This window comes from Serratia sp. MMO-28, from assembly GCF_037199905.1.
GTDB classification, from domain to species: Bacteria; Pseudomonadota; Gammaproteobacteria; order Enterobacterales; family Enterobacteriaceae; genus Chania; species Chania oryzae.
This window is the reverse complement of the sequence record NZ_JBBCVB010000028.1, coordinates 10208-36202: the sequence shown is the minus strand read 5'-3', so window position 1 is coordinate 36202 and position 25995 is coordinate 10208. Positions and strand designations below refer to the sequence as shown.

The 25995-nt window shown below is 50.6% G+C and carries 31 protein-coding genes and 1 pseudogene; 11 read left to right on the top strand and 21 right to left on the bottom strand.

Going from position 1 to position 25995, the window contains the following annotated elements; translation table 11 throughout:
- Window positions 1-51 precede the first annotated feature (51 nt).
- Window positions 52-2517, bottom strand: coding sequence for a glycerol-3-phosphate 1-O-acyltransferase PlsB (gene plsB, locus WG891_RS21315; protein WP_337264380.1), 2466 nt, complete (start codon window positions 2515-2517; stop codon window positions 52-54).
- A gap of 199 nt (window positions 2518-2716) precedes the next feature.
- Between plsB and WG891_RS21310 the strand changes: the two genes are divergently transcribed.
- The 3 genes from WG891_RS21310 (at window position 2717) to dinF (ending at window position 5389) form a co-directional block, all read left to right on the top strand.
- Window positions 2717-3085, top strand: coding sequence for a diacylglycerol kinase (locus tag WG891_RS21310; RefSeq protein ID WP_337264379.1), 369 nt, complete (start codon window positions 2717-2719; stop codon window positions 3083-3085).
- Window positions 3086-3206: 121 nt separating this feature from the next.
- On the top strand, window positions 3207-3815 hold the full coding sequence (lexA, locus tag WG891_RS21305; RefSeq protein WP_076941730.1) for a transcriptional repressor LexA: 609 nt from the start codon (window positions 3207-3209) through the stop codon (window positions 3813-3815).
- Between the two features lie 227 nt (window positions 3816-4042).
- Window positions 4043-5389, top strand: coding sequence for an MATE family efflux transporter DinF (gene dinF, locus WG891_RS21300; RefSeq protein WP_337264378.1), 1347 nt, complete (start codon window positions 4043-4045; stop codon window positions 5387-5389).
- Window positions 5390-5432: 43 nt separating this feature from the next.
- Here dinF and zur read toward each other — a convergent pair whose 3' ends face one another.
- A complete protein-coding gene (gene zur, locus WG891_RS21295; RefSeq protein WP_076942054.1) occupies window positions 5433-5942 on the bottom strand; it encodes a zinc uptake transcriptional repressor Zur in 510 nt (169 codons plus the stop codon).
- Between the two features lie 244 nt (window positions 5943-6186).
- On the opposite strand from zur, the gene WG891_RS21290 reads away from it, so the two are divergent.
- On the top strand, window positions 6187-6759 hold the full coding sequence (locus WG891_RS21290; RefSeq protein ID WP_337264377.1) for a sugar O-acetyltransferase: 573 nt from the start codon (window positions 6187-6189) through the stop codon (window positions 6757-6759).
- A 5-nt stretch (window positions 6760-6764) separates the two neighbouring features.
- On the opposite strand, the gene WG891_RS21285 is transcribed toward WG891_RS21290, so the two are convergent.
- The 6 genes and pseudogenes from WG891_RS21285 to WG891_RS21260 form a co-directional block, all read right to left on the bottom strand.
- On the bottom strand, window positions 6765-7520 hold the full coding sequence (locus tag WG891_RS21285; protein ID WP_337264376.1) for an anti-sigma factor family protein: 756 nt from the start codon (window positions 7518-7520) through the stop codon (window positions 6765-6767).
- Entirely contained in the window at window positions 7517-8017 is a 501-nt protein-coding gene (locus WG891_RS21280) for a sigma-70 family RNA polymerase sigma factor (protein WP_337264407.1), read from the bottom strand. Before WG891_RS21280 ends, WG891_RS21285 begins: the two co-directional genes overlap by 4 nt.
- Before the next feature lie 36 nt (window positions 8018-8053).
- Complete coding sequence (locus WG891_RS21275; protein ID WP_337264375.1) at window positions 8054-8581, bottom strand: tetratricopeptide repeat protein; 528 nt, start codon at window positions 8579-8581, stop codon at window positions 8054-8056.
- A gap of 336 nt (window positions 8582-8917) precedes the next feature.
- Complete coding sequence (locus WG891_RS21270) at window positions 8918-9172, bottom strand: pyocin activator PrtN family protein (RefSeq protein ID WP_337264406.1); 255 nt, start codon at window positions 9170-9172, stop codon at window positions 8918-8920.
- Between the two features lie 83 nt (window positions 9173-9255).
- A complete protein-coding gene (locus tag WG891_RS21265; protein WP_337264374.1) occupies window positions 9256-9813 on the bottom strand; it encodes an antA/AntB antirepressor family protein in 558 nt (185 codons plus the stop codon).
- A 53-nt stretch (window positions 9814-9866) separates the two neighbouring features.
- A pseudogene (locus WG891_RS21260) lies at window positions 9867-10021 on the bottom strand (ash family protein); the annotation flags it as partial.
- Window positions 10022-10676: 655 nt separating this feature from the next.
- On the opposite strand from WG891_RS21260, the gene WG891_RS21255 reads away from it, so the two are divergent.
- Window positions 10677-10955: a hypothetical protein gene (locus WG891_RS21255; protein WP_337264373.1), complete on the top strand. Its 279-nt coding sequence runs from the start codon at window positions 10677-10679 to the stop codon at window positions 10953-10955.
- Window positions 10956-10983: 28 nt separating this feature from the next.
- On the opposite strand, the gene WG891_RS21250 is transcribed toward WG891_RS21255, so the two are convergent.
- The 13 genes from WG891_RS21250 to WG891_RS21195 form a co-directional block, all read right to left on the bottom strand.
- Window positions 10984-11565 (bottom strand): 3'-5' exonuclease, encoded by a 582-nt coding sequence (locus WG891_RS21250; RefSeq protein WP_337264372.1) that lies wholly within the window; start codon window positions 11563-11565, stop codon window positions 10984-10986.
- Window positions 11558-12250, bottom strand: coding sequence for a DUF551 domain-containing protein (locus tag WG891_RS21245; RefSeq protein ID WP_337264371.1), 693 nt, complete (start codon window positions 12248-12250; stop codon window positions 11558-11560). Before WG891_RS21245 ends, WG891_RS21250 begins: the two co-directional genes overlap by 8 nt.
- A 1-nt stretch (window position 12251) precedes the next feature.
- Window positions 12252-13115 (bottom strand): hypothetical protein, encoded by an 864-nt coding sequence (locus tag WG891_RS21240; protein WP_337264370.1) that lies wholly within the window; start codon window positions 13113-13115, stop codon window positions 12252-12254.
- On the bottom strand, window positions 13115-13459 hold the full coding sequence (locus WG891_RS21235; protein WP_337264369.1) for a hypothetical protein: 345 nt from the start codon (window positions 13457-13459) through the stop codon (window positions 13115-13117). The genes WG891_RS21240 and WG891_RS21235 overlap by 1 nt, the downstream gene beginning before the upstream one ends.
- Window positions 13456-14139, bottom strand: a complete 684-nt coding sequence (locus WG891_RS21230) for a hypothetical protein (RefSeq protein WP_337264368.1) — start codon at window positions 14137-14139, stop codon at window positions 13456-13458. Before WG891_RS21230 ends, WG891_RS21235 begins: the two co-directional genes overlap by 4 nt.
- Window positions 14140-14238: 99 nt before the next feature.
- Window positions 14239-14487: a ParE family toxin-like protein gene (locus WG891_RS27090; RefSeq protein WP_443006230.1), complete on the bottom strand. Its 249-nt coding sequence runs from the start codon at window positions 14485-14487 to the stop codon at window positions 14239-14241.
- A complete protein-coding gene (locus tag WG891_RS21225) occupies window positions 14474-15799 on the bottom strand; it encodes a ParB/RepB/Spo0J family partition protein (RefSeq protein ID WP_337264367.1) in 1326 nt (441 codons plus the stop codon). The genes WG891_RS27090 and WG891_RS21225 overlap by 14 nt, the downstream gene beginning before the upstream one ends.
- Before the next feature lie 107 nt (window positions 15800-15906).
- Window positions 15907-16716, bottom strand: coding sequence for a DUF2303 family protein (locus WG891_RS21220; protein WP_337264366.1), 810 nt, complete (start codon window positions 16714-16716; stop codon window positions 15907-15909).
- A gap of 44 nt (window positions 16717-16760) precedes the next feature.
- The gene (locus WG891_RS21215; protein WP_337264365.1) at window positions 16761-17120 is read right to left on the bottom strand and encodes a hypothetical protein; all 360 of its coding nucleotides are present in this window, start codon (window positions 17118-17120) and stop codon (window positions 16761-16763) included.
- Window positions 17121-17736: 616 nt separating this feature from the next.
- A complete protein-coding gene (locus tag WG891_RS21210) occupies window positions 17737-18483 on the bottom strand; it encodes a phosphoadenosine phosphosulfate reductase domain-containing protein (RefSeq protein WP_337264364.1) in 747 nt (248 codons plus the stop codon).
- Between the two features lie 43 nt (window positions 18484-18526).
- Window positions 18527-18685 (bottom strand): DUF1391 family protein, encoded by a 159-nt coding sequence (locus tag WG891_RS21205; protein ID WP_443006228.1) that lies wholly within the window; start codon window positions 18683-18685, stop codon window positions 18527-18529.
- Window positions 18686-19397: 712 nt separating this feature from the next.
- Complete coding sequence (locus WG891_RS21200) at window positions 19398-19793, bottom strand: hypothetical protein (protein WP_337264363.1); 396 nt, start codon at window positions 19791-19793, stop codon at window positions 19398-19400.
- Window positions 19794-20025: 232 nt separating this feature from the next.
- A complete protein-coding gene (locus WG891_RS21195; RefSeq protein ID WP_337264362.1) occupies window positions 20026-20742 on the bottom strand; it encodes a S24 family peptidase in 717 nt (238 codons plus the stop codon).
- Between the two features lie 60 nt (window positions 20743-20802).
- Here WG891_RS21195 and WG891_RS21190 point away from each other — a divergent pair, with 60 nt between their 5' ends.
- From WG891_RS21190 to WG891_RS21165, 6 genes are all read left to right on the top strand, one after another.
- Window positions 20803-21063: a DNA-binding protein gene (locus WG891_RS21190; protein WP_337264361.1), complete on the top strand. Its 261-nt coding sequence runs from the start codon at window positions 20803-20805 to the stop codon at window positions 21061-21063.
- A 59-nt stretch (window positions 21064-21122) separates the two neighbouring features.
- A complete protein-coding gene (locus WG891_RS21185) occupies window positions 21123-21581 on the top strand; it encodes a YmfL family putative regulatory protein (protein ID WP_337264360.1) in 459 nt (152 codons plus the stop codon).
- A gap of 552 nt (window positions 21582-22133) precedes the next feature.
- Window positions 22134-23663, top strand: coding sequence for a DEAD/DEAH box helicase (locus WG891_RS21180; RefSeq protein ID WP_337264359.1), 1530 nt, complete (start codon window positions 22134-22136; stop codon window positions 23661-23663).
- On the top strand, window positions 23660-24625 hold the full coding sequence (locus tag WG891_RS21175) for a toprim domain-containing protein (protein ID WP_337264358.1): 966 nt from the start codon (window positions 23660-23662) through the stop codon (window positions 24623-24625). The genes WG891_RS21180 and WG891_RS21175 overlap by 4 nt, the downstream gene beginning before the upstream one ends.
- A complete protein-coding gene (locus WG891_RS21170) occupies window positions 24622-25203 on the top strand; it encodes a recombination protein NinG (RefSeq protein ID WP_337264357.1) in 582 nt (193 codons plus the stop codon). The genes WG891_RS21175 and WG891_RS21170 overlap by 4 nt, the downstream gene beginning before the upstream one ends.
- Window positions 25200-25865, top strand: a complete 666-nt coding sequence (locus tag WG891_RS21165) for a hypothetical protein (RefSeq protein ID WP_337264356.1) — start codon at window positions 25200-25202, stop codon at window positions 25863-25865. Before WG891_RS21170 ends, WG891_RS21165 begins: the two co-directional genes overlap by 4 nt.
- Window positions 25866-25995 lie beyond the last annotated feature (130 nt).

Here is a 25995-nt window from a genome sequence, read left to right as displayed (position 1 = left end):
AATATGAAAAAGGCACCCGATTTGGGTGCCTTAGTGGGTTGAAGTCCGTGGTTACTCGCCTTCTCTTTCCACGTCTGCCGTTTCCGGCACGTCGTCAGTCTCTTCCGGCGTGCTGACGCTTTCTATCGTCAGCTTGATTTCTGGCGTGATCAGATCGCTCAACATGGTGTAAACCTCCATGGTGTGCTCGCGGATCGCGTCGCCAATATCGTTGATATAGCCTTCTTCCCGCAGCGTCGCCACCAGGGTAGAGAACACCGCCTTGTCGAAGAATTCCGGCGCGTTGATGCCGTGCAGCACCGACAGGCGCTGAGCCATGATGCGGCTCTCTTTCTCCAGAGCCCCGCGGTTGATGCTCGGGTTGGCACTGAGGATCGACATGGTAATGGCATAGCGCTGCAGGGTTTCACGGACACCGGCCGCCAGTAGTTGCAGCGGGCGGATACGCGCCGGGTTCAGCACCAGTTCGTCACCTTTGCTGCCAATCAACTGCTGGCGCGTCAGTTCGTCAATCAGCGGCTGCAGCACGTCCGGTAGCTGTTCTTTTTCATAGCGCAGGAACAGTTCGGCTTTCAGCATGGGGTAAATCAGGCTGACCTGGCGCAGCAACTCGCTGCGTGACACGTGACGGTGATGCATCACGATGGTGGCAATCAGCGAAGGCAATACCAGCATGTGATGGATGTTGTTGCGGTAATAGGTCATCAACACCGCCTGCTCACGCGGCAGGATGATGATGTCACCGATGCTGTCCTTCTCCACCTCGAACTTGTTCATGTTCAACGCGTGATCCAGCAACTGCTCCGGCGTTTGTATTGGCACGGTGGAATCTGGTGAGTAAGGCACATTGCGCATCAACTGCAGGTAGCAATCCAACTGCTCAATCAACTGTTCCCGGGTCAGCGAGCGCTGGCGCGAGGCCAATAACGCGGTAACACACAGGTTCATGGCGTTGGCCGCCGCCGCATTGTTGATACGCACCATGATCCGGGATGCCAGATCGTTGACGGCTGGCGTCAGCCAAGTTGGGCGCTGCGCTTCGATCGGATCGATAGATTCACGCCACTGCGGCACATGGTGATTGAGGTAAGAGGTCAATGACAGCGGTTCGCCAAAATTGACGTAGCCCTGGCCGAGGTTGCGCAGTTTGCGCAGGCCGCGCAGCATCTGCAACAGGCTCTCTTTCTCTTTGGTCGCCCCACGCAGCTCTTTGGCGTAGGTCCCGACTTCCATGACATGCTCATAACCGATGTACACTGGCACCAGAGTGATCGGGCGAGCGCCCCCACGTAGCATGGCCTGGATGGTCATCGACAGGGTGCCGGTTTTGGGTTCCAGCAAGCGCCCGGTGCGCGAACGGCCGCCCTCCACAAAGTATTCCACCGAATAGCCACGGGTGAAGAGCTCGCCGAGATATTCACGGAACACGGTGGAGTAGAGCTTGTTGCCCTTGAAGGTACGGCGGATAAAGAACGCCCCCAGACGGCGGAAGATCGGTCCGGCTGGCCAGAAGTTGAGGTTGATGCCTGCAGCGATATGCGGCGGCACCAGCCCCTGATGGTAGAGCACATAAGACAGCAACAGGTAGTCCATGTGGCTGCGGTGGCAGGGTACGTAGACGATCTCGTGGCCGTCCTGTGCCAGTTGGCGCACTCGCTCGGCTTTAGTGACGTTGATGCCTTGATACAGCCGGTTCCAGGTCCAGCTCAGCACGCGATCGGAAAGGCGCACGGCCTCATAGGAGAAATCGGCTGCAATCTCTTCCATCAGGGCGATCGCATTTTGCTGGGCTTTCTCGTGAGAGATCTTTTTACTGCGCGCTTCGTCTTCGACCGCTTTCTCAATCGCCTTGGAGGCCAGCAATTTGTTGAACAGATCCTGCCGGGCTGGCAGGCTTGGCCCCACGGCGGCCAAACGCTGGCGTGAGAAGTGCATCCGCGCCACGCGAGCCAGCTTTTGCGCGATGGTTTTATCGGTACCGTGCTCGGTGGCCATCCGCCGCAGGGAAACGGTATTGGAGAAGCGGACAAAACTGTCACGCCCTAACCACAGGATGGCGAAGAATTTCTGTACGCCGTTTAGCAGGCGCAGATGCGGTGTTCCATGCCCTTCACGCCCGGGTGAGCGGCCAAACATCACCGATACCGGGAGCATCTGAATGTCGAGATCCGGGTTGCTGCGGTGCAGATCCAGATAGTCGTGGAACAGTTTTACCGATTCTTCTTTTGGCGTGTAATAGCGGAATACGCGCGGGCCTTCATGAATAAACACGTGGCTTGGCAGAACGGTGCCGTCGATCTCCAGCGAGTTAAGGGGATCGGGCAGATCCTGCGCCAGGCACTGGGTGCGCAAGGTGAGCAAATCTGCCTTGGAATTGTAAGGTAGAACATACAAAATTGGTCGTGAGGGATCCAACCCTAACTCCGTGACCGGATCTGAAGGGATAACCTTGCTTCTTACCAACATTTTCAGTGGTAAATTCAATAATTTATAATATATTTTACGCCAACCTAACATAACAACATAAAGCCTCTTGTTAGCAATGCGCCGCAAGCATACCAGAAACCGGGTAGCAGATCTGTGGCGTTGGGATTTCCCGAGGCGCGGGGACCTCTGGAAACATATAGTTAAATTATACCCTATGGATTGCAAGTTGCCGCTTGGCTGCGGCTTGAAAGACTATGGGTATATTACCTTTGAGAAAGGTGTCTTTTATATGGCAAATAAAGCAACCGGCCTGGCACGTATTATCAAGGCGGCAGGCTATTCATACAAAGGTTTAACTGCGGCCTGGCAGAACGAAGCCGCATTCCGCCAGGAATCAGTCGCGGCCGTGGTGGCCATCATACTGGCGATTTGGCTGGATGTGGGTGCGATAGCGCGCATTTTATTGATCGGTTCGGTCCTGCTGGTGATGATTATCGAACTCCTCAACAGCGCCATTGAGGCCCTCGTCGATCGAGTGGGAACGGATTACCATGAACTCTCGGGCCGGGCAAAAGACATGGGTTCGGCGGCGGTCTCACTGACGATTGTGCTGGCGCTGCTCGTCTGGGGCTCGGTGCTTTGGCAGCATTTCAGTTGAAAAGGGGCATAATGTTGCGAACTGCTTCGCTAATCCCTGATTTTTATTTATTCTTCGGTTCCCAATCCCGGCTTACCTGTATATACTCACAGCAAGACTGTATAAACAAACAGGGGGCGGAATGAAAGCACTAACTACCAGACAGCAAGAGGTCTACGACCTGATTCGCGATCATATTGCGCAAACGGGCATGCCACCAACACGTGCCGAGATCGCCATGCGTCTGGGATTTCGTTCGCCTAATGCTGCAGAAGAGCATTTGAAAGCGCTGGCCCGCAAAGGGGTGATCGAGATTGTCTCCGGTGCTTCGCGCGGTATCCGCTTGCTGATGGAAGATGAAGAAGGGTTACCTCTGATCGGCCGCGTGGCCGCCGGTGAACCTTTGCTGGCCGAGCAACATATTGAAGGGCACTACAAGGTCGATCCCTCCTTGTTCAAGCCTAACGCTGATTTTCTGCTGCGTGTTAACGGCATGTCGATGCGTGATATCGGTATTCTTGACGGCGATCTGCTGGCGGTGCATAAAACCCAGGACGTGCGTAACGGCCAGGTCGTGGTGGCACGTATCGAAGATGAAGTCACGGTCAAACGCCTGAAAAAGCACGGTAACGTGGTTGAGCTGCTGCCGGAAAACAGCGATTTCCAGCCGATCGTGGTCGATCTGCGCCAACAGAATTTCACCATTGAAGGTTTAGCCGTGGGCGTGATCCGCAACGGTGACTGGATCTAAACGTTATTGTTCTGATTGATACTCTATATACCCAAAATAATTCAAGTTGCTTGTAGGCGGCAACTGAATGAATCCCCAGGAGCTTACTCAAGTAAGTGACTGGGGTGAGTGAAGGCAGTCAACACCCAAGCAACTTGAAGTATGAAGGGTATATCTACATCGCTCCAGCTCTGGGGCGATATCTTTTCTAAACGCCCATCACCGCACGGCTACGGGAACATTTCACTATGCGCCTGATCTCTGCTTTTACCAGCGATACCGATAAAGCCTTGTGGCGCCTGGCGTTGCCGATGATCTTCTCCAATATCACCGTTCCCTTGCTTGGCCTGGTGGATACTGCCGTTATCGGCCATCTTGATAGCCCGACCTATCTCGGCGGGGTAGCCGTGGGCTCCATGGCAACCAGTTTCCTGTTCATGATGTTGCTGTTCCTGCGTATGAGCACCACCGGGCTGGCTGCGCAGGCGCTGGGCGCTCAGGATCCGCAACGGCTGGCCAAGGCCTTGATGCAACCGCTGTTGCTGGCGCTGGTGGCCGGATTGGTGATTGTGCTGCTGCGTGAGCCATTGATCACATTGGCGTTGCAGATTGTCGGGGGCGACAAGGCCGTCTTGGCGCAGGCGCGGTTGTTTTTGGAGATCCGCTGGCTGAGTGCACCGGCGGCACTGGCTAACATGGTGCTGCTTGGCTGGTTATTGGGCGTGCAGTATGTGCGGGCCCCGGTGATTTTGCTGATCGTCGGTAACCTGCTGAATATTGTGCTGGATATCTGGCTGGTGATGGGATTGGGCTGGAATGTGCAGGGCGCGGCGGCAGCCACGGCGGTTGCCGAGTATGTCACGCTGGTGCTGGGCCTGTGGCTATCGTGGCGGGTGCTGAGAATACGCGGGATTTCGCTGGCGATGTTGCGTCGGGCCTGGTGCGGTAATCTGCGCCGTTTGCTGGCGCTTAATCGCGACATTATGCTGCGTTCGTTATTACTGCAGCTGTGTTTTGCCTCGTTAACCATTCTTGGTGCGCGTATGGGCAGTGAAGTGGTGGCGGTTAACGCGGTGCTGATGAATCTGCTGACCTTCACCGCTTACGCGCTGGATGGTTTTGCCTATGCTGTCGAGGCGCATTCTGGCCATGCTTATGGCGCACGGGACGATCGCCAACTGCATAACGTATGGCGTGCGGCTTGCAGGCAAGCTTGCCTGGTGGCGCTCGCTTTTGCCGTGGTTTATGGGGTGAGCGGGCAGCAGATTGTGGCGGCCTTAACCTCGCTGCCGGAGCTGCGTGCGCTGGCAAACCAATACCTGCCCTGGCAAGTGGTGCTGCCGTTGGTGGGCGTGTGGTGTTATCTGCTGGACGGCATGTTTATTGGTGCGACTCGTGGGGCAGAAATGCGTAACAGTATGGCAGTGGCCGCCGCCGGTTATGGGCTGACGTTATTCACCTTGCCGATGCTGGGTAATCACGGCTTATGGTTGGCTCTGATGGTGTTTTTGGCCTTGCGTGGAGTGGCATTAGGGTGGATCTGGCACAGCCACCGCCTGCGGGGGACCTGGTTCCCATCAAGCCATAACGTTTGAGAGCGGGGGAACGTGGCACTAGGGGGCAGCATGGTTACCGCACTTATTTCTTCTTGATTGCGATACTGTGGTCATGATCGCAATCGTGCTTATTTTCGCAGGCTTCTACCTCAACGCAGGCCGAACACAGGCCATGGGCTTCAACCACGCTATGGCGCAGCGCAAATCCTGATTCGGTTGCCAGTTTCTGCAGCGTTTCTTCCACACCTTCCGTTGTGCGCTCGGTCACTTGCCCACAGCGATCGCAAATAAACAGCGCAGAGGTGTGCATGGGCTGTTCAAAGTGATGGCATAGCACATAGCTGTTGGCCGATTCGACACGGTGGATAAAACCTTGCTCCAGCAAAAAATCCAACGCTCGGTATACCGTGGGCGGCTTAGCCTGAGGTTCGGCGACGCGCAGCAGATCGAGCAGATCGTAAGCGCTGATGGCACCGGGTTGCTCTGCCATCAGGCGTAACACTTCCAGCCGTTGCGGGGTGAGTCGCACGTTGCGTTGCTGACAGATCTGTTCAGCCTGCGCGAGCAGCTTTTGCTGGTTGGTTGAGTTCATGGCAAATATCCCGGTACGCAAAGAAGCTGATTTTAACATGTTTCAGCAGAATCGCCGAGGGTTGTGCCATTTATCCACATAATGCGGTGCTAATCGACAAGCCTAGGGTTGAAGCGAAGATTTAAAATGAGAAACCGCTCACGATTTCTTGCCGTTCTGTTCGAGCAGGTGCGTACTGGGGTAGGTTTTGGCACGTGGTAGCGGTATAACGCGCAGCTGGAACGCTTTTATCGGGAGCTTTAACATGACAGAAAGAGAAAAATTGCTGCGTGGCGAGATCTATAACAGCCGTGATGAAGAGCTGATTGCCCTGTATCACCGGGCGCGCGGCCTGACCAAACGGCTGGCGGCCCTGGACTCCCATCAGGCTGAAGAGAAGAAAAACCTGTTGCGTGAACTGTTTGCTGCCTGGGGGGATGAAAGCTGGATCGAATTGCCGTTCTGGTGTGACTATGGCCAGCATATCAGCATCGGTAAAAACTGCTTTATCAACGTTAATGCGGTATTTCTCGACTGCAACACCATTACCATTGGTGATAACACGCTGATCGGCCCGAATGTGCAAATCTACACGCCAAGCCATCCGCTTAAGGCCAGCGAGCGCTTTAGCGGTAATCCTGCTTTTCCGTTTAAAACCTCGGCCAAGCCGGTGACGATCGGCAGCAACGTCTGGATCGGCGGGAACGTGGTGATCCTGCCGGGTGTGACCATTGGCGATGGCACCACCATTGGCGCAGGTAGCGTGGTCACCGGAGATATTCCGGCCAACGTATTGGCGCTGGGGCAACCGTGCCGGGTGATCCGCGCACTGGAATAGCGGCTTCAGCTTGCCAACGCTTGCCGCAACTGGGTGGCAAGCGCGTTCATCTGTTGGGGAGGATTATGGCCAATCAGCATAAAGCTATGGCTGTTATCAGACCAGTACACCAGATTCATCCCCATACGCCGTTCACTTTCAACTGCTGCTTCACCAGGTTGCTGAATGATACATAAGGCCAGCGGCCCATATTGCTCATCAAGATAGGTTAGCTGCGCGATGCGCTCGCCGTCGTAAGCCAGTATTCGCGCATTTTTCAGCGTTGCTCCCGTTAATACCAACTGCTGCGGCAGCAAAGTGATACTGAGCTGCTCGCCAGCATGTTGCAGTTGAGCGGCCAGTTCTTGCGGGGAAGGGGGATTACCAGCCAGCGTTTCTGGCGTATACAGCGCCATATACTGTGCCACCAGGCTGCGCCAGTTCTCTTCCGGCTGGTTGAGTTGCAGGAAGAGACGATCGCCTGCTACCCCCAACGCCAGGAAGCCAATGGCTGCTGCCATCAGCCTGCGGCGGGTGATCCTGGGTGGGGCAGGCCGTAAGAGCGTTTGCAGACCCGCCTGTAGCCGTTGCACCGGCGCTTCGTCGAGCAGTGGCTGGAAAGCGGTTTTGAACGGCAGGTTGCTGCCAGCCAGAAAGGCCAGGCGAGCCGCCAGTTCTGGATCTCTGGTGAGGCGTTGCTCCAGATCATGTCGCTGTGAGTGCTCCAGTTGATCATCCAGATAAGCGACCAGCAGTTCGTCAACATCGTGATGAGCGCTCATGATTTTTCTCCTGTCGACCGCGCCGGTATGTCCTGCAAGGCACTGTCGTTCGCCAGCCTCAGGCGGGCGGCAGCCAGGCGGCTCATGATGGTGCCGATCGGCACACCAAGCACCTCGGCCGCCTCCCGGTAGGACAGCTCCTCCACGTACACCAGAAAGAGCGCATTACGCTGCACTTCCGGTAGCCGGTTCACGCGCTGCATCACCTGATTGGCCCAGATAGGATCGTCGTTGCTCGCTGAGTCAGCAAGTTCCTCTGCGTCAACAAAGCCTTGCCCCTGACGAATATGCTGCGCCCGAACTTCATTGAGCCAGACAGAGTGCAGGATAGAGAACAGCCAGCGATCCATACGCGTACCCGCGCTAAACTGTGCGGCACGTTCGAGCGCCCGCACGCAGGTGGCCTGAACCAAATCGTCGGCAATATCCCGCCGATGGCAAAGCACCAGGCCATAGCGCCACAGGCGGGAAAGATATTGCCCGATCTCGTTGCGAATCGCGTCGTTGCTGATAGCTGCCTCCGAGGTGCAACCTCATGACTCAGGATGATGATCGATAGCCGCGGCCAGATCGCGATACTCTTCACATCCGGTTCCGCACAGTGATTTGATTACCGTCAACTGCTGTTTGGCCAGGTCCGGACGGCCTTTGATCATGTAGGCTTCACCCAGATATTCGCGGACTTTTGGGTAGTTCGGATCCAGTGCCACTGATTTTAAATAATAGCTGATGCCCTCATCGGTGCGGCCGAGTTTACGGGTGGCATAGCCGCGATAATTCAGCGCTACGGCGGTGTTGGGATCTTGTAGCGTGTTGAGAACGTCCAATGCTTCCTGATAGCGGCCACTTTTTGCCAGCGCATAAGCGTAGTTAGCCCGGTCGCTGTCGCTGAGCATGCTGCTCTTTTCTACCGTGCAGGTTTTGGTTTTACTGTCGTAGATTTGGCCTTTCGGGCAGGTTGGCGTGCTCTGGCTATTGTCCCCCATGGCATGGGTAAAACCAGAAAACAACAGGGTGCTGGCGATGGCGGGTAGCAACAGGTTTTTGATGAAACGGTTCATGGTGTGTTCCTCGGTGGGATAAGGCGTTCTGTGTTACGCCATTGAGTAGAGAACACTTGTGAACGCCGATTTATTCATTTCTTTTTAGGCAGTTTTCCCAAGACCGCCGATTGCCGTTATAATAGCCGTTTGCGACACTGGCACAGACCGCCGGTTGTTGAACTCCAGACATTTCAGGTAGCCAGTAACTCAGCATGACGACAGATAACCACGCCTCTCAATACGCCGCCAATCGCTTCTCCATCGCGCCAATGCTCGATGGAGTTGATATACTAAATAAAACAATGAATTAAAATTTTATGGGGTGCTATTGGTGACCTGGCTCCCCGCGCCGAGTCATGAATTGACCTGTCTAAATTCTTCCCTTGCTGCCGCTCGCCGCTGATCTAGATAATCAGCCAGGTCTTTTACATTCACCAAACGCGGAGCTTTGTTAGAGTCCGCAGCCCTGAAGCTTGGGATTGGTAATTTGCCTGCAATGGCACGCTTGTTTGCCAGTTCTGGCGAGATGCCCAGGTATTTCTCAGCAATTTTCGCAAGAGGAATATCAGAGGTTTCAAATTCAGCCATCAGTAAAAACATAGTGTTCATCATGTAGACCTCTTACAAAAAATAGGCATAAAAAACCCCGGCACATAGCCAGGGTCATGTTTGATATGGGTAGTTAAGGGGAGTTATCTCAGCTTGCTTAGAGCGTTGGCTTGGTAGGTTCTACCGACGCGCAGCACGGTATCCATCAAGTCTCCGACCTCTCGCGCTGATACCGGGTCGATAATTAGTAGGTCTTTGTGTATCTGACTCCATGCTGTTTCGATAGCAGCAAAGCAGCCGATAAAGCGTTTGGTGTCGATCGCTGGTGGAGCAATACGTTTTCTTGCTGGCCTACGCGCTATCGCTTCCTGAAGTAACCGTTTCTCACATTCAATGAAATAGCGCCGGACCTGCCGCCCCTTATCATTACGTTCAACCATCGCAAGTTCTTTGGCGGTATCTAATGTGAGGTGATACTCTTTGCGATTGCTACCACCGCGCCCAGATGTTTGCTTTCCAAAATTGGAAAGCAAAATAAAGTCATGATTTTCAACGAAACCATATTCTTCAAGACGCGCTGTAATCCACGCAGCAAACACTTTCCCTACACCTAAAAATTTGTGCAGATCACGAGCGTTGCAAAGCAGGGTGGTTTCGTTACTGATGTCACCATTAAATACGGGGATGAGTTGGTTATTCACGGCCGAACTCCTTGTGTGATTTTGGAGTCACCACCGTCAGGTGCAAATCGTTGGGTGGTGAGACGTACAAGGTTTGCACTACCGGTCACACAAGAACCCGGCCAGCCTTGCGGCTGCCCTGCACGCCCCACCATTGATGCGAAGATGTGGCAATACTTTGCGCATAAAAAAACCGCTAGGCGCGGTCGTGCGCTTGTGTGATATCCGGGGTGCAAATCCCGACAACTAATGAGTAGTTGCCAGCGGATGATAGCCCGAAAAACTACACTCTTGCCAGAAAATTTAGCCATTGCCATATAAAACCCCGCTAATACATTGAAAGTTAACAACAAGCTTCCATGCGAGGATGCGCACTGTTTGAGTGTTGTTGGTGATTAACAAACAAGCAAATAGAAGCTAGCGATCAATTACGTGTTATCGATCGGTTTTACAGATCAATGTTGATAATTGATTAATTCTTCTAATGAAGGGAAATATTAATAATACAGCGTGGTTTTTGATGGCTTTTCCTGAAAATCCATTTAAAAATAAATACATAAGATCACCGTATAATCAAATACATAAATAGCTGCCTTTTTAGTGAAAGGCAACGTTTTGATTTCCCGGTGTTTTTATAAAATGGTGAAATGTGTTCTTTTATATTTTTTGTAAAAATAGGCAAAGTAGTCCCTTTGCTTCTGAGTATTACTATATAGTGCTTTTTACTTTTTTATGTGACGTAGATCACTGTTGTTTTTTAGTTGCGATTGTTAACGATTTTCCGTGGCCGATTATCAGCCACGATTATAAAAAAGCGCATGAAAGCTGGATTTTCGTGGCCGATTATCAGCCACTAATTTTCAATTTTTTTTAAAATTTTTTTTATGAAACCAGGTAAAGCCGCCATCGAACTCAAGATGGTGGATGAGATTAACCGCCTTTTGCGTGAGCAAGGGCGTAGTAAGTTGTGGCTGGCCGATGAGATAGGCTTGGACTACGGAAAGGTTAAGCGCGTACTCAGTAAGACGGACAGCCAGCAGCTATCGCTGACAGTTGCAAACGATATGCTGTCAGCGCTTGGCACGAATTTAGCTGACGCAATAACAGGAGGGGTAATTAGCTCGTTGAGGCATGAACTCGACAGATACGGTAATGCGGCATGATGATGCTGTGGCTGATAGTTGGCCGCAGCTATAACAATTCCTGGTCTTGCTCCCAGGCACTCATCAAACGCTGATAGATGGCTGAAACATATTGCGCCTGGTGAATGGCATCAGCTAGAGCATTATGCCGGTCACCGTCGAACGGCAAATCGCGCTTAGGGTCAAAACCTATCTGCCTGCCTAGCATTACCATTGTGCGAACATCCAGATCATTGAACCAGTTCCAGAACGGCAACATGCCGCAGCGGTCATACGCTCCACGCAGGATCACGTTATCGAAAGCGGCACCGTTTCCCCATACCTTTAGATATTTTTGCTGTTCACAACTAAAGGTAACAAAATCGGAAAGGGTCAATAGGGCATCGCCAATTGGGATAGCCTGATCGCTTGTGATTGCTGCGCGAGCCTCAGTGCTCTGCATAAGCCACCAGTTAATAGCATCCCCGCTCGGAACGGCACCTGCTTCCAGTTCGCTGGAGAGATTTACCGCAGTATAGAACTGCTGGCCTAACTTGCCGGTGGCTGGTTCAAAGAATACAGCACCTATCGCCACGATTGGCGCGTTGGGCTTATTGCCCATTGTTTCCAGGTCAATCATTAAATTATTCATCGGTCACTCCTTTGGGTGCTGCTGGTAGCGGTTGCCAGTGGGTTACTCTTGGCTCGCCGTCAGTGTTGACGGTATTAGGGCCAATGCGGAATGTGCTACCCGTATATTCAGCATCTTTCATGATGTTAGGCACCACATCGCTGTTGAAATCTATATAGACCAATAGGCGTTCACCCTTGGATGGTATTCTCTCACTGCACTTAATCCACCCATCCGGCAACGTGTAACCACTGCTTACAGGTTCCACTTGTTCGGAATTACCGGGCAATTGGAGAGCGGCGCGAATCACGTTAACGGATTGGCAGGCACCGCGATCATCGCCATTGCAACGAGCGATAAAGTCATCAATCCAATCTAAAGCAGCCGCTACATCATCCGGCACCGCTGGCGCAGGCGGGGCGGTGTATGTAATATCTGGATGTGACATTCTCGCATCGATAGCGGCATCAAATTCATCACCCTCCAAATCTGTTAACTCATCCCAGCTAACCAGGCCGGGTTCATTGTCAGCGCCAAATGCGTCTTTATCTCTCAGATATTGATACCGCGCATAGTCGCGAATAACAGCCACAGACACACCCCGCGCCTCCCTTGCTGCCAGTAGCTCGCTAAGCCACCCGGCAAGCTGTTTATGCTGATCACCGCAAGATCCGGTCATTGGCCCGGCGATGTATGTTTTGTGCATATCACTCCCCCTCGACCTTAGCGGCACGGTCTAAACGCTCAATCTCTGCCAGAATAAGTGCGCCAGCCTTAACCAGGTCGCGGCGAGGATTGGTTGGTTTCCACCATCTAACATCCCACGGCCAGAAATCAGGCCAGTCTGACTCGTTGTAAAGAGGGCCGAACGGACATGCGCCGGCCTGCAATGCATAGCTGGCAGCAGCAATGGCTAATTCGCCGTCTTCATGTTCATCATCATGCTCAGGTGTCCAGCCCTCAGCGCTGATCTGACGCTGACGTTCTGCCATCACATCAGCTAACGCTGGCTGCTGTAGTCGCTGCTCAAGATCTGCCGTCCGCTGGGCTACATCTTCAACACCGTGAGCATACCAATACAGGTTGCTCCACTCTGGAGACTCGCCCATTACTGCGCGGTACATTGCATTTAGCGCAGCTTCGGTGTTATCTCGCTCGGCTATAAGCTTCGTTTCACTGGCTTCCAGTTCTTTATTGCGGGCCTCAAGCGCTAAAATCTCATTACCGTCTGCAATAGTTTGCCGCTGACAGCGTTCACTCTCAGATTCAGCCAGTCCGTGGAAATACCACATCTGTTTTTCGTAATACGCAGACTGTTCCTTTTCAACTGCCAAGGCAGCAATCAGTTGAAGCACAGCAGCAGGATTTGCAGCGGCGATGAATGCCGCATCCTCTTCTTTCCAGATGCCGCAACGAGGACCACCCCACCAAACAACAGCTTCCGCATCAAGTTCACAGTCGCTGTTATCAATGCCGTAGTTACCGCCCTCCATATCTGGCTTTTCGTGGATATACCACGGCCCCGGAGTAGCAGCCAAAGCTGCCGCTTTCAGTTTGCTGTAGTCGTTCATCAGCCCCTCCACTCATCAACTTCGGCATCGATCATGTCGTCGATCTCATCGTTATCAGCTTCTTCGTTGAGATAATCACGGGCCTCTTTTTCATATTCAGCGCGGCGGGGTGGTTCGTTGAACCACTCTGAAAACTCAGGCGTCCATCCAGTAGTGCCGTAATCAACCTGGGCGTTTCTTTCAGCCATTTCCCGAACCATACAGCCAGCGGTAATGAGTGCGCACTGGCGTATGTATCCTTTCAGGTGATGCTTGCGCCAAACGGGGGATACTTTCGAATCACAGATAGGTTTGAATCTAACTTTCCAACGGCGGATACAGCGGCCTATTAATGTTTTTTTCATACTGCCTCCAGTTGATAGACAAAGAACTTATCCATAGTGGCCTTAACCATGCAGCGGCGGTCATACTGCTGAATACCCCAGACGATGGCGTATAGGCACCAGACAAAGCCAGATGTGACTTTTCGGCAGTTATCTTCCCAAAAGTCGGCTAGGTCGATGTGCTCTGAGCTGAAATCGTTGTATGCAACAGCGGCTTCAAACTCGTTATATGAGCCACTTTTCAGGTCGTTGATCTCTTTCAGCACATCGGCTTTGATTTCTTCAGTTATGCCGTCGCCATCTTCGATATTTTCAAGCCAATCGTTGTAATACTCCTGGGCGCGGGCCTCAAAAGCATCTGAAGACCACTCGGTATAGATATCACTGGGGTGGCCTGACCCCATTTCCAGCTTTTCAGACCAATAGCTAATATTGATAAGTGGATCATCGCCGTGGCGCTGGTAGTCACGATGATCCATGCGGAAGAAGCTGAACATGTCGTGCAGGCGGCGGAAAACGTAGGTTCCCATATCACCGCCAATGCACAAATGGCCGGGCCAGGTAGTCAGGGTAAAGTGATAGCAACTGCTACCACGCCGTGAAAAATGCAGATGACGAAATACGCCGTTGTCGTTCTCTACTAACATTGAATGATCACGGGTATCGCGCTTGAAGCGTTCAAGGGTATTTTCTTTTTTCATTCCCGGCCCTCCGTAGGCTCTTCATCTTCATCGGTGGCACCAAGTACCCACACCAGCACCCAGGCAACCAAAAGCGCCAACACTCCCCAGCAGTAGCTATCAATATTTCGAATTGCATCCCACATGGTTCACCTCGCTAATCGCGTTGTAATCATTATTGGTAAGCAGTTGCCAATTCTTGCCGCCGTCCTGGGACAGCAAGCGCCAACGCTTATTAACGCGAAAGGTTAGAGAGCCTTTCACTTTGGTTCGGCGTGGGATTAATCGACGGCTGCTGAATTGGGTTAGGATGTGAAGCGCCTTTGCTGTTATCCACAAAGGCGCATTATTAAAGTTAACTTTGCTCATCGCTGGTAGCCTTCATTTCGATAGCTGAACAGATTGCAGAACGCAGTGTTCTAATATTCCCCCAACTGTCACAGGGGATGCTTTCTACCAGCGAAATAAAGTCTCCCATATAGATTATTGGGCTTTCTGGGTCGCCCATTGTTTCAGCCGATACGTCGCGCATCCGCTCATACATTGAGTCGGGAACTTCATTATCAAACTTGTCATTTAGCCAAGAGCGTAACTCTTGATCTTCCTGATATTTAGTCATCAGGCTTTTGGCCTTATAGACAATATCTGTTGGCACAACAACGGCTTCAGGGTGTTCGAAAGAGTCAGCCGCCCAGGTGTGAGCAAACTTTGATTCATGGAACAGAAATTCATCTTTATCGCCAAATGCCGCTGCTGCGCATGCCCACACCTGAACACCACTTTTGCTAATAATGTCGGCTTTCAGCAAAGGAAGTTGTTCATCATCCGTTTGTTCCGGTTCATTTGTAGGAGCTGCGGTGGTAGTAGTGGCAGGCTGCGTTTCTTGGCGATAATCACTGATGATCTGCATTACTTCATCTTTGACGCCTTTAGTCAGCATGAGCATGTCACTCTCACCCTGGACGATTGGAACAGCATCAAAAAGGAGTTCCAGCATACGGCGGGCTTTCTTCGCGCTGAATTGTGGCTGAGCCATGCTCTTTGTAACTTTTTTCTTTCCTGCGTCCTCTGCTTTTTTCATCAAACGCGCAGCTTCACGGTCAGCATAAACGCCGTGCTCACGATGTATTCCGATCGCAATTGCATAGTTCATTGAGCCAGCACGAACAAGGCTCTTAATATAACCAGAACACTCGGCTAATTGGATGTGCTGAATAATATCCGATTCTGACCGTTTAACCTTTTTAGCGATTTCGCTATGAGTCCATCCCTGATTTAATAAACGTTGATAAGCAGCGGCGCGTTCAAGAGGAGTTAGTGCCAACCCTTGAGAGCTGGTAACCATAAACGCTATCTTATCAGCTTCAGTACCAACAAAATCCTTACACTCAAGGCGCAGTATTTCACACCCTGCCTCAGTAGCTGCAAGCGCACCATAATAGCGGTGGTGACCATCGATAACCTTTACGCCATGCTCTGTAACTTCCACTGCCAGGGGGGGGATATATTCACCTGCAATGAAAGCATCGCGAAATTCCTCAACGTGAGGCTGATTTAATTCACGAACGTTATAGCCTTCTTCTGCGTAAATCTCAGATAATGGAACGAGGAAGGTTTTACGCGTGGTTATATCTGAGCCCGTGCTTTCTTTTGAGTTGTAATATTGACTTAAGCTTGCCATTTTTCACCCTTTTTAATTAATTGGTAATTAATGAATTGTGGAAAGTGCTTCACGATGCGCCACATTGCTGCGGCGCATAAGACAGCACTTTATTCAGTGGTTAATACTTAGATACGACCTTCAAAAACCGGCACATCTGGTAACTGGCTTTGCAAATCAACAAGAATTTCATTGTATGCATGCTCAATGATTTTCTTCGGTTCAATCAGCTCGTACCAGAGAGCGAGCTTTCCTTCGCGAAGGCGATAACGGAACCGCGCATCGATCTGGTAAGGCGTGCCGTTGTGGAAGGGGGAGATCGCCAGGCTGATTTTTTCCGGTAGTTGAGTGTTACCGCTACCGGTTTTTTCGTTGCTGAAGGCCATCTGGTAAGTACCGTCATTCAGTCGGGTTACCGATTTAAACTCAGATGTGCGCGTTTCCTGGAAGGCTAGCACCATTGTTAACAGGTCGGTGCCAGATATATTATTGGAGTCAGAAACAGGGGCAATGCTTTTAATGTTCTGCTCAATAAATTCCGCGAACTCGATCTGATCCATCCCTTTCTTATCACGACCAATAAAGGCTTTCCACTCTTCAGATAGTGGGCAATCATACGTAACAGTATGCGTGTTTTTGAACGGGCTTTTACTATCCAAATGGTAATCCAGCACACCGCGAAAACGCGTATTTTCGGTGTCTGCAAAAATAACGCTGCGGTCATCTTTGAAGCGTACAACATAGGCGATCAAGGAAGAGGCAGATGTAACCAGTACGTTCTGTTTAATCTGCTCTTTATCAACCATGTAATCTTCAAGTGATTCTACTTCGTAGCCGCGTGGCACAACTGCGTAAGGAATATCAGTTTTAACCAGGCTATTTGCTACCGCCAGCTCTGCAATATGCTTAACTGACTCGTTATTATTGGTAATATCCATTTCATATCCTTTCTTTATTATTACGGGTTAAACTACGGGTGACATTAGCCGTTCTGCGTCAGCCTAATTGGCGCTGCTGGCTGGGTATCGATAACTTTTAAATCCATTTGAACTTGTGACGGGTCATCACGCATCAAATCGCCATCAGCAGTTGAGAACATAATGGTGTCAGCTCGGCCAAGCTCAGGAATAGACGCTTTAACAGTTGGCGTGATTTTCATTGTGTTTTCATCACGCGTATTGAGCATTGAACAGGTAAGCGTTAGGGTAATAGCCCCTTTCTTACCTGTTTCACGCACAGCTTTAATAACTCTTGCCAACTCTTCAGTAAGTTCGCTGTCAAGAGTGCCTTTATTGATATATGAAAGATGTTGACTAAACGATGTGACTTTATTTTCACTCATTGAAGAGTCTCCAATAGTTGATGGAATAAAAAGGGCGGCTATTTGCTAAACATTGTCGTCATCCTCCGTTAATAGTGGGTAGGAAGAACAAATAACCGCCAAGGCTTGTAACAGTGGAGCGGGTTTAGATGGGATTGCCTTTCTGGGAAAGCAGCGTAATCAATTTAGATTTACGCGCATCAACAACAAACTTGATAGAGCGATTGCGGCGAACTGCTTGAGTGGATGGCCGAACCCTCATCCAGTCGGTAGAGGATGTAATAATAATTGGCGTACACGTAAACATTACAAATCTCCTTTGTAATAATTAATCAGATGAGAGCTACCGAGGCTGCGACCTCTACGCATGGATTGGGTTATGGGCCCGTCATACGCTAGCTCTCATTTGATTAACGCCCCGCAGGGCGCAGTTAATCTATTTGAGGCTTACCGCCTGGAAAACATTTGCGGCAAAACGACGATTCACGAGCTGATAAGAACGCTTGCTCAGTGATAAGAACGAGGCGAATTCCACGAGTGCGCGAACTACACTGTGCAGATTGCGGGCCAAGGTAATGATGAATGGTTCCAGTGCTGCTTTTGCCAAAAATATTAATATCCATCGAGCAACCCTCTACTAGCTTGCTAATTCTAAAATTGGGATTCGGTTCATATGCATGGTGTAACCGGTGCGTGTTTCCATGCCGATATATTTATCAAGTAACAGCGGATGATGTTTGGCACCGTTCTTAATGTCATTACGGCTGGACATAATGCAGAAAATGCAGCTCAAGCGTTCGTTACCCAAGGCATAGGCATAGTGCGGTTCCTGTCCGGCATCACTGATAACAGAAAAAACCTCATCAGTTTGCAGCTCGTGGATTGGCAACCACTCATACCAGGTGTTTACCGAGTTGCTGATCCCCATTTTGCTAAATGTTTTACGTTTGGCCCGCCCAGGTGATTCTTGAGCGCGAAGCCCCAAACAATTAACAATGGTCTTGAACCCGTGGTTTTTTGCATATCGCCTAACCTCCCGCTGAATGGGGCCGCGTTTTAGATCGCTGGTGCATTGTCGCGTACTTGCAGAGGGCCAACTGGGTACTTCTGGCCGGTTTTGATACCGGCGTTCTACCATTTCGAATAGGGTTTTACTGGCCTTTGCCACGATGAATGTAACGCCAGCGTCTTTCGCTTGGTGCTGCGCCAATTCCAACGCGCCAGGCCATTCCATTTCACCAAGAGATGCATGGACAACAACCAGTTGTTCAGGTGGTATGACTTCGAGCAGCTTAATTAGCATCGCTTGGCTGTCCTTACCGCCTGAGTGATTTGCTACAAAGAGCGCACCAGACGTAATTAAATCATCAATAGGCTGGAACATACTTTGTACCCCCTGCTGTAGCCCCGTTGCCGAGGCGGTTGCTCTAGTCAGCCAGTTGGCGAGCAAGCCACTTAGCCGCGCCAGTTTCGGTTTTGAACTCTTTGCTTTTCGTAAACGTTATGGCTGTGAACGTGCCGTTGCCGTTTGGGAATACGCCAGTTTTTACGCATTCGTTGTTGCCAAGGTCATAAGTTGTAATCATTTTCGTAATCCTCAGTGGTTTTATGCCTGCCGCCCCTTGTTGGCAGCGGCAGGGTAAAAACACTTTTTATGGCTGGTTGCTGCGTTAATGGGTCGCCATGCCAAACTGCCCAGTGCGCTATGCGCCTCACTTCCCCTGGTGCGTCGCTGCGGGAACTTGGCCCCTTACCTCGCCGCTGGCGGGGTTGGCCGGTAAGCTGCGGTCTATCCGCTTTAGTGCTTCATTGGCTTATCTCCTATGGTTAAACACTCACGTCACATCATCGTGACACTTCGAATTGCACGACTTATCAGCGCTGCTCGGTGTAAGCCTCTACGCAAGTTATCGTCAACTGACGAATCACCTGCCTGCCTGGTATCCATACCGGCGCAATTTCAATTTGCCAGGGGACCGAGGTTTGCCTGTCGTGCGTTCCGTAATGTTAAAGAGCGGGCGGCGTGTGCCGTTACTACTGTCCAAACATGAACTGACTCATAAATCAGCTCATGTTTGGTGCCTATGGTTTTCGCACCTGAGGCACCGGTGTTATCTTGGGAGTTCTCACACAACCAAGAAGGAAATCTAATGTCATCGTTCGAAACTCAAACAGCCCTCGGCACTCCGTCATCCAATTACGACGTTGCTGCCGAGGCCGTACTTATTTCCCTGATTACTGTTTTGGCAAAGCAGGCTGAAAGCCCGAATAAATTTATTTGGGAAATAGAGAACGAAGTTAAGAACCGGCTTTCACCTGGTAACCGCAGCTCATCACTTGACATTGCTCAGGCGATTCTTTCTGCTGTTCGGGCGCAAACTCTGAAATAAACTGATTTTTTAATTCCAGCGAGATCGCTTCAGCGGTTTCGCTTTTTTCTGGCATTCCATAACCCTGAATAGAGGGATTAAGAACGGAGCGAATAACTGAGAGCTGAGATTCAGCCTTTTGCAAAGCGATCTGAGCGCGTAGAAGTTTTTCTGACAGCTTCACCATTCCTGCTGCTGCAATAACATCCACATCAACTTTCTTAACGCCCCATGCGGCACTGGTCATCACCAGATATTGCAAATCGGCGAGGTGCTTATCGCGCTCTGCGACCATGCCTGTAACGATTGTGTTGATCTCTTCCATTGTTGAGCCCTTTGCTTGAGTGCTTGTTTGTGTGCTGGTGGATATATATTGAACTATAAGTTCTATTTGGGTCAAGAACCATGAGTACGAATTTATTTTAATTTGGTACTTTTTGTTTGAAGTTATTGAAAAGTAAGGAAATTAATTTTTAGATGTTAAAACGAGGGGGTGAGGTATAAAAAAACCGGCTAGTTGCCGGTTTTATTTGGAGATATATTGCTGAAAATAATGATTAAAAGTTGTCGTCAGCCCATTTTGAAGCAACCACTTTCCCTACGAGTTTAACTTCCCGCTGCTTAAACTCAGTCATTGGGAATGAAGGGTTTAAAGCAACAAGGTAATCAATACCAGCTTCGTTAATGAACTGCCTAAAGATAACGTCAGAACTATTGCCAATCTCGGCAGTGCAAAAATCACCAGGTTTGAGATTACTTCTCTCTACAGGGTCAACAAGGATCAGCATCCCTTCAGGAAAGCTTGGTTTTACTCCATGAGGTGCGTTCATCGAATGGCCTTTTACCTCTAGCCAGAACGATGCTGCACTTGCTCTTTTCTCCGTTGAGATACGTTGAATTGTTCCTGATATCTCTACATCTTCGAGATTTTCAGAGTCAAATCTGGCAGTTGAAGAAGAAAGAAGCGGGTAGCTATAACTGTTACCGACGATATTACCAAGCATTACTATGCCTGATTCATCACTTCCTCCCATCTGCAACCAGATTGGATCTGTTTGTAGAAAATTAGCAATCTCATGAATTTTTCCATGACGTGGCATGGACTCCGCATTTAGCCATTTGCTAACCGCTTTCGAAGTAACCCCGAGAGCACGAGCAAGAGCCATTCCGCGTCCATGATCATCTAAGCCAGCGTTTTTACAGGCCAGTGCAAGCCGCTTGGCAAACTCTTCACGCACTTTTTCTTCTCTTTGTACCATCAGTTCAGAATACATCCCTTGCAAAGAACTTTCAGTTCAACCATAATTCGTACAAACAGTACAAAAGAGGTGTGTATGAATGGATTAGATGAGCCTATTAAAACCCTTGGTATTGCCACTGTCGCGCAAGCATGCGGTGTCAGTGAGCGGGCGGTTTACAAATGGCTAGGCAATCAAGCTCTACCCAAAACCGAATTTTATGAGTCTGGATTCCCTGAGAAGACTAACTATGCCGAAAAAATAGAGAGCCTTTCTGAAGGGAAGTACAGCGCAAAAGAAATTCTTGAACTCAGCAAGAAAAACTTATTTTCCGCTCCACCGCCGCAGGCAGCTTAGCTGGTGGAAAGAGTATCTCCTGATAACTGATGCAGCGTAACTACCAAAGGGAAAGAGAAATGGTAGAGAAAAATCTCAAAGAAGTGGTGAAGGCGATGTGCGCGGCATTCCCTGGTGGTCGTTCGGCGATAGCTGGCGCACTAGGGATGAGCAAAACGGAATTCGACAACAACCTGTATGAAAAAAACGGTTGTCGCTTCTTCGAAGTCAGTGAGTTGGAAGCGATCGAGGACCTTTCTGGCACTTGCCTGCTGGCCGAATACTTCTCAGCTCGAAAAGGGCGCATCAGCGTGAAAGTCCCCTCACGGGATGAACTGGATCATGTAGAGCTTTTTGCTCTGGGAACGCTGGTGGCTGCGAAACGGGGCCGAGTTGACTTAACCATTCAGAATTCGATTGCAAATGATGGCGTTATCGACGCTAGAGAAGCGTCGGAAATTCTAGCGCTGCATAACCGGCATGTAGCAGCTCGTGACGAATACGTAAGAGCTGTAATTGCGTTGCACAGGAAAGACTAATGAACGCAGCGGAAACGGCTGGAGGCACATCACTGTGACGTAAGCGCATAGGGGTTGATCATGCACGAAAACACGTTCGTGAGGACGTTAATGCCCACGGCTTATTGCCGTGAGGATGCGTCTTGGATTCAGGAACAGTTAGGAACGTTGCCCCCTGGGCAGCGGGGAAAAATCGCGCTTGCCTACGCGGAGGTTTACCAAGAGGCGTTTGACGCTGAACCGGTTTCCTACCGGCAGGAGAACGCGGGGCGCAGGGCGGCAAACACTCGGCTGAGGTTGTTTGCAGACAGGTACGCAAGAGCGAGCGTAGGCCACACACAACCGCCGCCGCTGGTTAAGTGAGTTGGGTGTCTGGGTGTTTGGATGGCTAGATGTTTTTTTTGTTTTGGGGGAGAGGGGAAACTTTCTAGGGGGGATTTAGGGGGGTGATCTTTGAAGGGGTGTGGGGGAAGGAACAGGCTTTACCAAGAAGGTGATCTTTAAGGGATCGAGTAGTTAAAAGCGCCGGGCAGACATTTAGACGGCTAAACATCTAAACGAGGAAGTGAACGAATGCTTACCATCCAGCCAAGAGAAAAACAGATTGTCGCACTGAACATGCTGCGCTCGGCATGGAAGAAACACGCATCGTTCATGATGTACGCACCTGTCGGCTTTGGTAAGACCGCCATAGCAGCGTTGATTACTGCCGGGTTTATCAATCGCAACATGCGCGTAATGTTTGTGGCCCCTTACACAGTGCTGTTAGACCAGACCGCCACTCGGTTTATCGAATACGGCCTACCCGCTGAAGAGATCGGCTATATCTGGCGTGATCACCCGGCATACGACCCGCGCCGCCTGATCCAGATTGCCTCTGCCGATACTCTGATTCGCCGTGACTTCCCGGATAATATCGACCTGCTGATCATCGACGAGGCACACCTCAAGCGTAAAAAGATTCTCCAGATTATCGAACACCTGACCACTAACACTCCGGTGAAAGTGATCGGCTTATCTGGCACACCGTTTGCGAAGTTCCTCGGCACGTATTACCAGAAGTTGATCAAGCCCACGACCATGAAAGAGCTGATCAGCATCGGCGCTCTGAGCCCTTACGAGTTTTACGCCCCGTCACATCCAGACCTGAGCGACGTGGAGACATCTGAGCAGGCTGGTTACGGTCGCGACTACAAAGAAAATCAATCGGCTGAGGTGATGAGTGACCCGAAACTAGTCGGGGATATCGTTAATAACTGGCTGGAGAATGGAGAAAACCGCCCGACTATCTGTTTCTGCGTCAACGTAGCCCACGCTAATTTTGTCACCATCGAATTCAGCAAAGCAGGTGTAACCGTCGAGGTAATGACGGCAGACACACCACACGAAGAACGGCAACTGACGATCCGCCGCTTCGAGCAGGGAATCACAAAGATCATCATCAATGTCGGGGTGCTGGTTGCCGGTTTTGATAGTGATGTTCGCTGCATTATCTATGCCCGCCCGACAAAATCTGAAATTCGCTGGCTGCAATGCATTGGTCGCGGTTTACGCACAGCGCCTGGAAAAGACTACTGCCTCATCTTCGATCACACCAGCACAGTAAATACTATGGGGTATCCAGATGATATCGAATACGACTACCTGCCAGCCAGTTCTGATGGTATGGAAGACGCCCCAGCCCGAGTGGTTAAAACCGAACAACCTGAACGTCTGCCGAAGGAATGCACCCAGTGTCATTACGTGAAGCCTATTGGCGTCTATATCTGCCCTAAGTGTGGTTTCAAGCCGATCGGCGGCGAAGACGTAGAGACAGACAAAACCCGCAAGCTCAAGAAAGTCAAGAAAACCAAGGAAGTTATCACGAAGGAAGTGAAGCAAGCCTGGTGGAGTCAAATCCTCTTTTACCAACGTTCCCGCAGCGCCCAGGGCAGGCCCATCAGCGAAGGCTGGTGCAAGCATATGTTCCGCGAAAAATTCAGCGAGTGGCCTAACGGCCTGCATTACACCCCGATGGAGATCACCCCGGTGGTAAGCAATTTCATCAAATCACGACAGATAGCGTTCGCGAAGTCGAAACAGAAAGAAGGGAAAGCCGCATGAATACCAAACAAGCAGCTATCGGGCGTTGGCCTGAAATATTCAAGTTTTACGGCTTGCCGCCAGTAACTGGCAAAAACCATTTCAAGGGCGAATGTCCGTTGTGTGGTCGTAAGGGTAAATTCCGCTGTGATGATAAGAACGGGACCGGCTCTTATATCTGTACTTGTAGCGTGGGGGATGGTTGGGCGTTGCTGACCAAGGCCACGGGAAAAGACTTCAAAACGTTGGCGGCAGAGGTAGACAAGCTGATCGGCAGGGAATATGTGCCTGGTGATTCAGTGCCAGCACCCCGTTCTGGCGTAGGCCCATTACGTGAGCGCGTCAGCCGCAAGTTTGCCACTCTCACTCCCCTGCGTGGAACTGGCGCTGATGCATACCTTAAAAAGCGTGGGATCACATCTTTGCCAATGGATCACGTGCGCTATTGCGATCATCAGCGTGCTGGTGGTGGTGAGTACCAATCGATTTATGCGCTGGCAACTGATGATAAAGGCGAACTTTGCTACCTGCATCGCACCTTGTTAGATGGTGATAAAAAGGCTGCTGCTGGTGGAGCGCAAAAGAAGATGCTCAAGCTGCAAGATGATAATTATCTGGAGCACACCGGATCAGTAGCTATTCGCATGTTTCCACACTCAGCCACGCTTGGTATAGCCGAAGGTATAGAAACCGCTCTTTCCTGCCATCAGATAACCCGCTGTAACACCTGGGCGACGCTGAACACGGCCTTTATGAAGAAATTCCGCGTTCCAATGGGTGTACAGACACTGATTATCTTTGCTGACGCAGACCGCAACGCAGCGGGGCATGCTGCTGCTTTCGAATGCGCCCGCGCCAATCTTCACGCAAAAAACGACCTTCAACGTGTGCTTGTTCGCTGGCCCAAATCTGGCGACTTCAATGATCTGCTGCAAAACGGCTCAGAAGTTTACGAATGGGAATTCGAGAGAGAGAGCAAATGAAAACTAAGCCAAAGAAGCCTAAGCAGTACAAGGATAAGGTTTGCCCTGGTTGTGGCGAAACCTTTACGCCAGTGAAATATCTTCAGAAGGTTTGCGGTCCACGCTGTGCGATTGACTATAGCCGAGCGGCTAAAGCCCGGCAGGCAGAGAAAGAGCGCAAGACAAAGCTCAAGATTCGTAAGCTGGCGGTTACGCCGTTACGTCACTTCATTAACAAGGCTCAGACGGAATTCAATGCTTATATCCGCGAACGTGACGCTGCCGAGCCGTGCATTAGCTGTGGTCGTTATCACGATGGTCAATACCATGCCGGGCATTACCGCACCGTGGGGAGCAACCCTGAACTGAGGTTTGACGAAGATAACTGCCATAAGCAGTGCTCAGCCTGTAATAACCACTTATCCGGCAACTTGGCAGAGTACAAGCCTCGACTGATAGCCAAGATAGGGCAGGCCCGATTTGACCGCTTGGTAGGCCCGCATCCCAAAGTAGCCAGGCTAACCCGCCCAGACTATGAGCAAATCCGCGATACCTACAAAGCCAAACGCAAGGCACTGAAACAGGAGAAGGCAGCATGACCCCTAACCAGAAGAGAAAGGCAAAACATGAGGCATGGACGATTGTTGCTGGTATCCCTCGCAAGTCTTACCTGGGTAAATACAAGCGTCTGACAGCAATTCAAACACTCTGGATAAAATCATTACTGCGTGCCTGGGGTGATATGTACGGTGGCCGGGTAGACGGAAAACTAAGGTGTAGCGGCGGCAGCGGCGTATGGGGGCAATTACTTGCTGAAGAATGGGACGACGAGAACGCCAGCCAGATAGTTAAAGTTATGGGTGAACTGCGCAAAATAGGTTACAGGGGGGAAGAACAGCTTGAACAGGCAAAAGCCATACTTTGGCCGAAACAGTCGCTAACTTCCCTGCTTGCTGCTGCTGACCGTCAAGAGGAGGGCGACTTCATGGAACGTGCAGTGCTCACGGCGATGGAACACCTTAACCCTGCGTACATCATCGGCAAAAGCTTCTACGCCGGACGCAAGACAGTGACAGAGCTTGGAGAAACTCTCCGTAATGATTACGCCCCGTGGCTCACACGTAAACAGTCAGAAGATAGAGTGCGCTGGTGCTTGGAAGTGTTCAACTCTGCTGTCTTTTGTTCCGTTCGTGTGGCTATCTGCATCGAAAGTGTAAGAAATGTGAAAAAAGACTTGAAAATAGGTAATGAAACTCTATAATCAGTGTATGCTTTCGCAAAGCTGTATCATCAAGCGACTGAACAAAATGACCCGCGAACTTGAGCGGGTTTTTTGTTGCAAAAATCGCTGTTATTCGAAGCATTGATGATTTGTTTTATGTAGTAGTGTT

Excerpts from the sequence above, each read along its gene's own strand:
- plsB (WP_337264380.1), bottom strand. The coding sequence starts at position 2,517 with ATGTTAGGTTGGCGTAAAATATATTATAAATTATTGAATTTACCACTG.
- WG891_RS21310 (WP_337264379.1), top strand. The coding sequence starts at position 2,717 with ATGGCAAATAAAGCAACCGGCCTGGCACGTATTATCAAGGCGGCAGGC.
- lexA (WP_076941730.1), top strand. The coding sequence starts at position 3,207 with ATGAAAGCACTAACTACCAGACAGCAAGAGGTCTACGACCTGATTCGC.
- dinF (WP_337264378.1), top strand. The coding sequence starts at position 4,043 with ATGCGCCTGATCTCTGCTTTTACCAGCGATACCGATAAAGCCTTGTGG.
- zur (WP_076942054.1), bottom strand. The coding sequence starts at position 5,942 with ATGAACTCAACCAACCAGCAAAAGCTGCTCGCGCAGGCTGAACAGATC.
- WG891_RS21290 (WP_337264377.1), top strand. The coding sequence starts at position 6,187 with ATGACAGAAAGAGAAAAATTGCTGCGTGGCGAGATCTATAACAGCCGT.
- WG891_RS21285 (WP_337264376.1), bottom strand. The coding sequence starts at position 7,520 with ATGAGCGCTCATCACGATGTTGACGAACTGCTGGTCGCTTATCTGGAT.
- WG891_RS21275 (WP_337264375.1), bottom strand. The coding sequence starts at position 8,581 with ATGAACCGTTTCATCAAAAACCTGTTGCTACCCGCCATCGCCAGCACC.
- WG891_RS21270 (WP_337264406.1), bottom strand. The coding sequence starts at position 9,172 with ATGAACACTATGTTTTTACTGATGGCTGAATTTGAAACCTCTGATATT.
- WG891_RS21255 (WP_337264373.1), top strand. The coding sequence starts at position 10,677 with ATGAAACCAGGTAAAGCCGCCATCGAACTCAAGATGGTGGATGAGATT.
- WG891_RS21250 (WP_337264372.1), bottom strand. The coding sequence starts at position 11,565 with ATGAATAATTTAATGATTGACCTGGAAACAATGGGCAATAAGCCCAAC.
- WG891_RS21245 (WP_337264371.1), bottom strand. The coding sequence starts at position 12,250 with ATGCACAAAACATACATCGCCGGGCCAATGACCGGATCTTGCGGTGAT.
- WG891_RS21240 (WP_337264370.1), bottom strand. The coding sequence starts at position 13,115 with ATGAACGACTACAGCAAACTGAAAGCGGCAGCTTTGGCTGCTACTCCG.
- WG891_RS21235 (WP_337264369.1), bottom strand. The coding sequence starts at position 13,459 with ATGAAAAAAACATTAATAGGCCGCTGTATCCGCCGTTGGAAAGTTAGA.
- WG891_RS21230 (WP_337264368.1), bottom strand. The coding sequence starts at position 14,139 with ATGAAAAAAGAAAATACCCTTGAACGCTTCAAGCGCGATACCCGTGAT.
- WG891_RS27090 (WP_443006230.1), bottom strand. The coding sequence starts at position 14,487 with ATGAGCAAAGTTAACTTTAATAATGCGCCTTTGTGGATAACAGCAAAG.
- WG891_RS21225 (WP_337264367.1), bottom strand. The coding sequence starts at position 15,799 with ATGGCAAGCTTAAGTCAATATTACAACTCAAAAGAAAGCACGGGCTCA.
- WG891_RS21220 (WP_337264366.1), bottom strand. The coding sequence starts at position 16,716 with ATGGATATTACCAATAATAACGAGTCAGTTAAGCATATTGCAGAGCTG.
- WG891_RS21215 (WP_337264365.1), bottom strand. The coding sequence starts at position 17,120 with ATGAGTGAAAATAAAGTCACATCGTTTAGTCAACATCTTTCATATATC.
- WG891_RS21210 (WP_337264364.1), bottom strand. The coding sequence starts at position 18,483 with ATGTTCCAGCCTATTGATGATTTAATTACGTCTGGTGCGCTCTTTGTA.
- WG891_RS21205 (WP_443006228.1), bottom strand. The coding sequence starts at position 18,685 with ATGATTACAACTTATGACCTTGGCAACAACGAATGCGTAAAAACTGGC.
- WG891_RS21200 (WP_337264363.1), bottom strand. The coding sequence starts at position 19,793 with ATGGAAGAGATCAACACAATCGTTACAGGCATGGTCGCAGAGCGCGAT.
- WG891_RS21195 (WP_337264362.1), bottom strand. The coding sequence starts at position 20,742 with ATGTATTCTGAACTGATGGTACAAAGAGAAGAAAAAGTGCGTGAAGAG.
- WG891_RS21190 (WP_337264361.1), top strand. The coding sequence starts at position 20,803 with ATGAATGGATTAGATGAGCCTATTAAAACCCTTGGTATTGCCACTGTC.
- WG891_RS21185 (WP_337264360.1), top strand. The coding sequence starts at position 21,123 with ATGGTAGAGAAAAATCTCAAAGAAGTGGTGAAGGCGATGTGCGCGGCA.
- WG891_RS21180 (WP_337264359.1), top strand. The coding sequence starts at position 22,134 with ATGCTTACCATCCAGCCAAGAGAAAAACAGATTGTCGCACTGAACATG.
- WG891_RS21175 (WP_337264358.1), top strand. The coding sequence starts at position 23,660 with ATGAATACCAAACAAGCAGCTATCGGGCGTTGGCCTGAAATATTCAAG.
- WG891_RS21170 (WP_337264357.1), top strand. The coding sequence starts at position 24,622 with ATGAAAACTAAGCCAAAGAAGCCTAAGCAGTACAAGGATAAGGTTTGC.
- WG891_RS21165 (WP_337264356.1), top strand. The coding sequence starts at position 25,200 with ATGACCCCTAACCAGAAGAGAAAGGCAAAACATGAGGCATGGACGATT.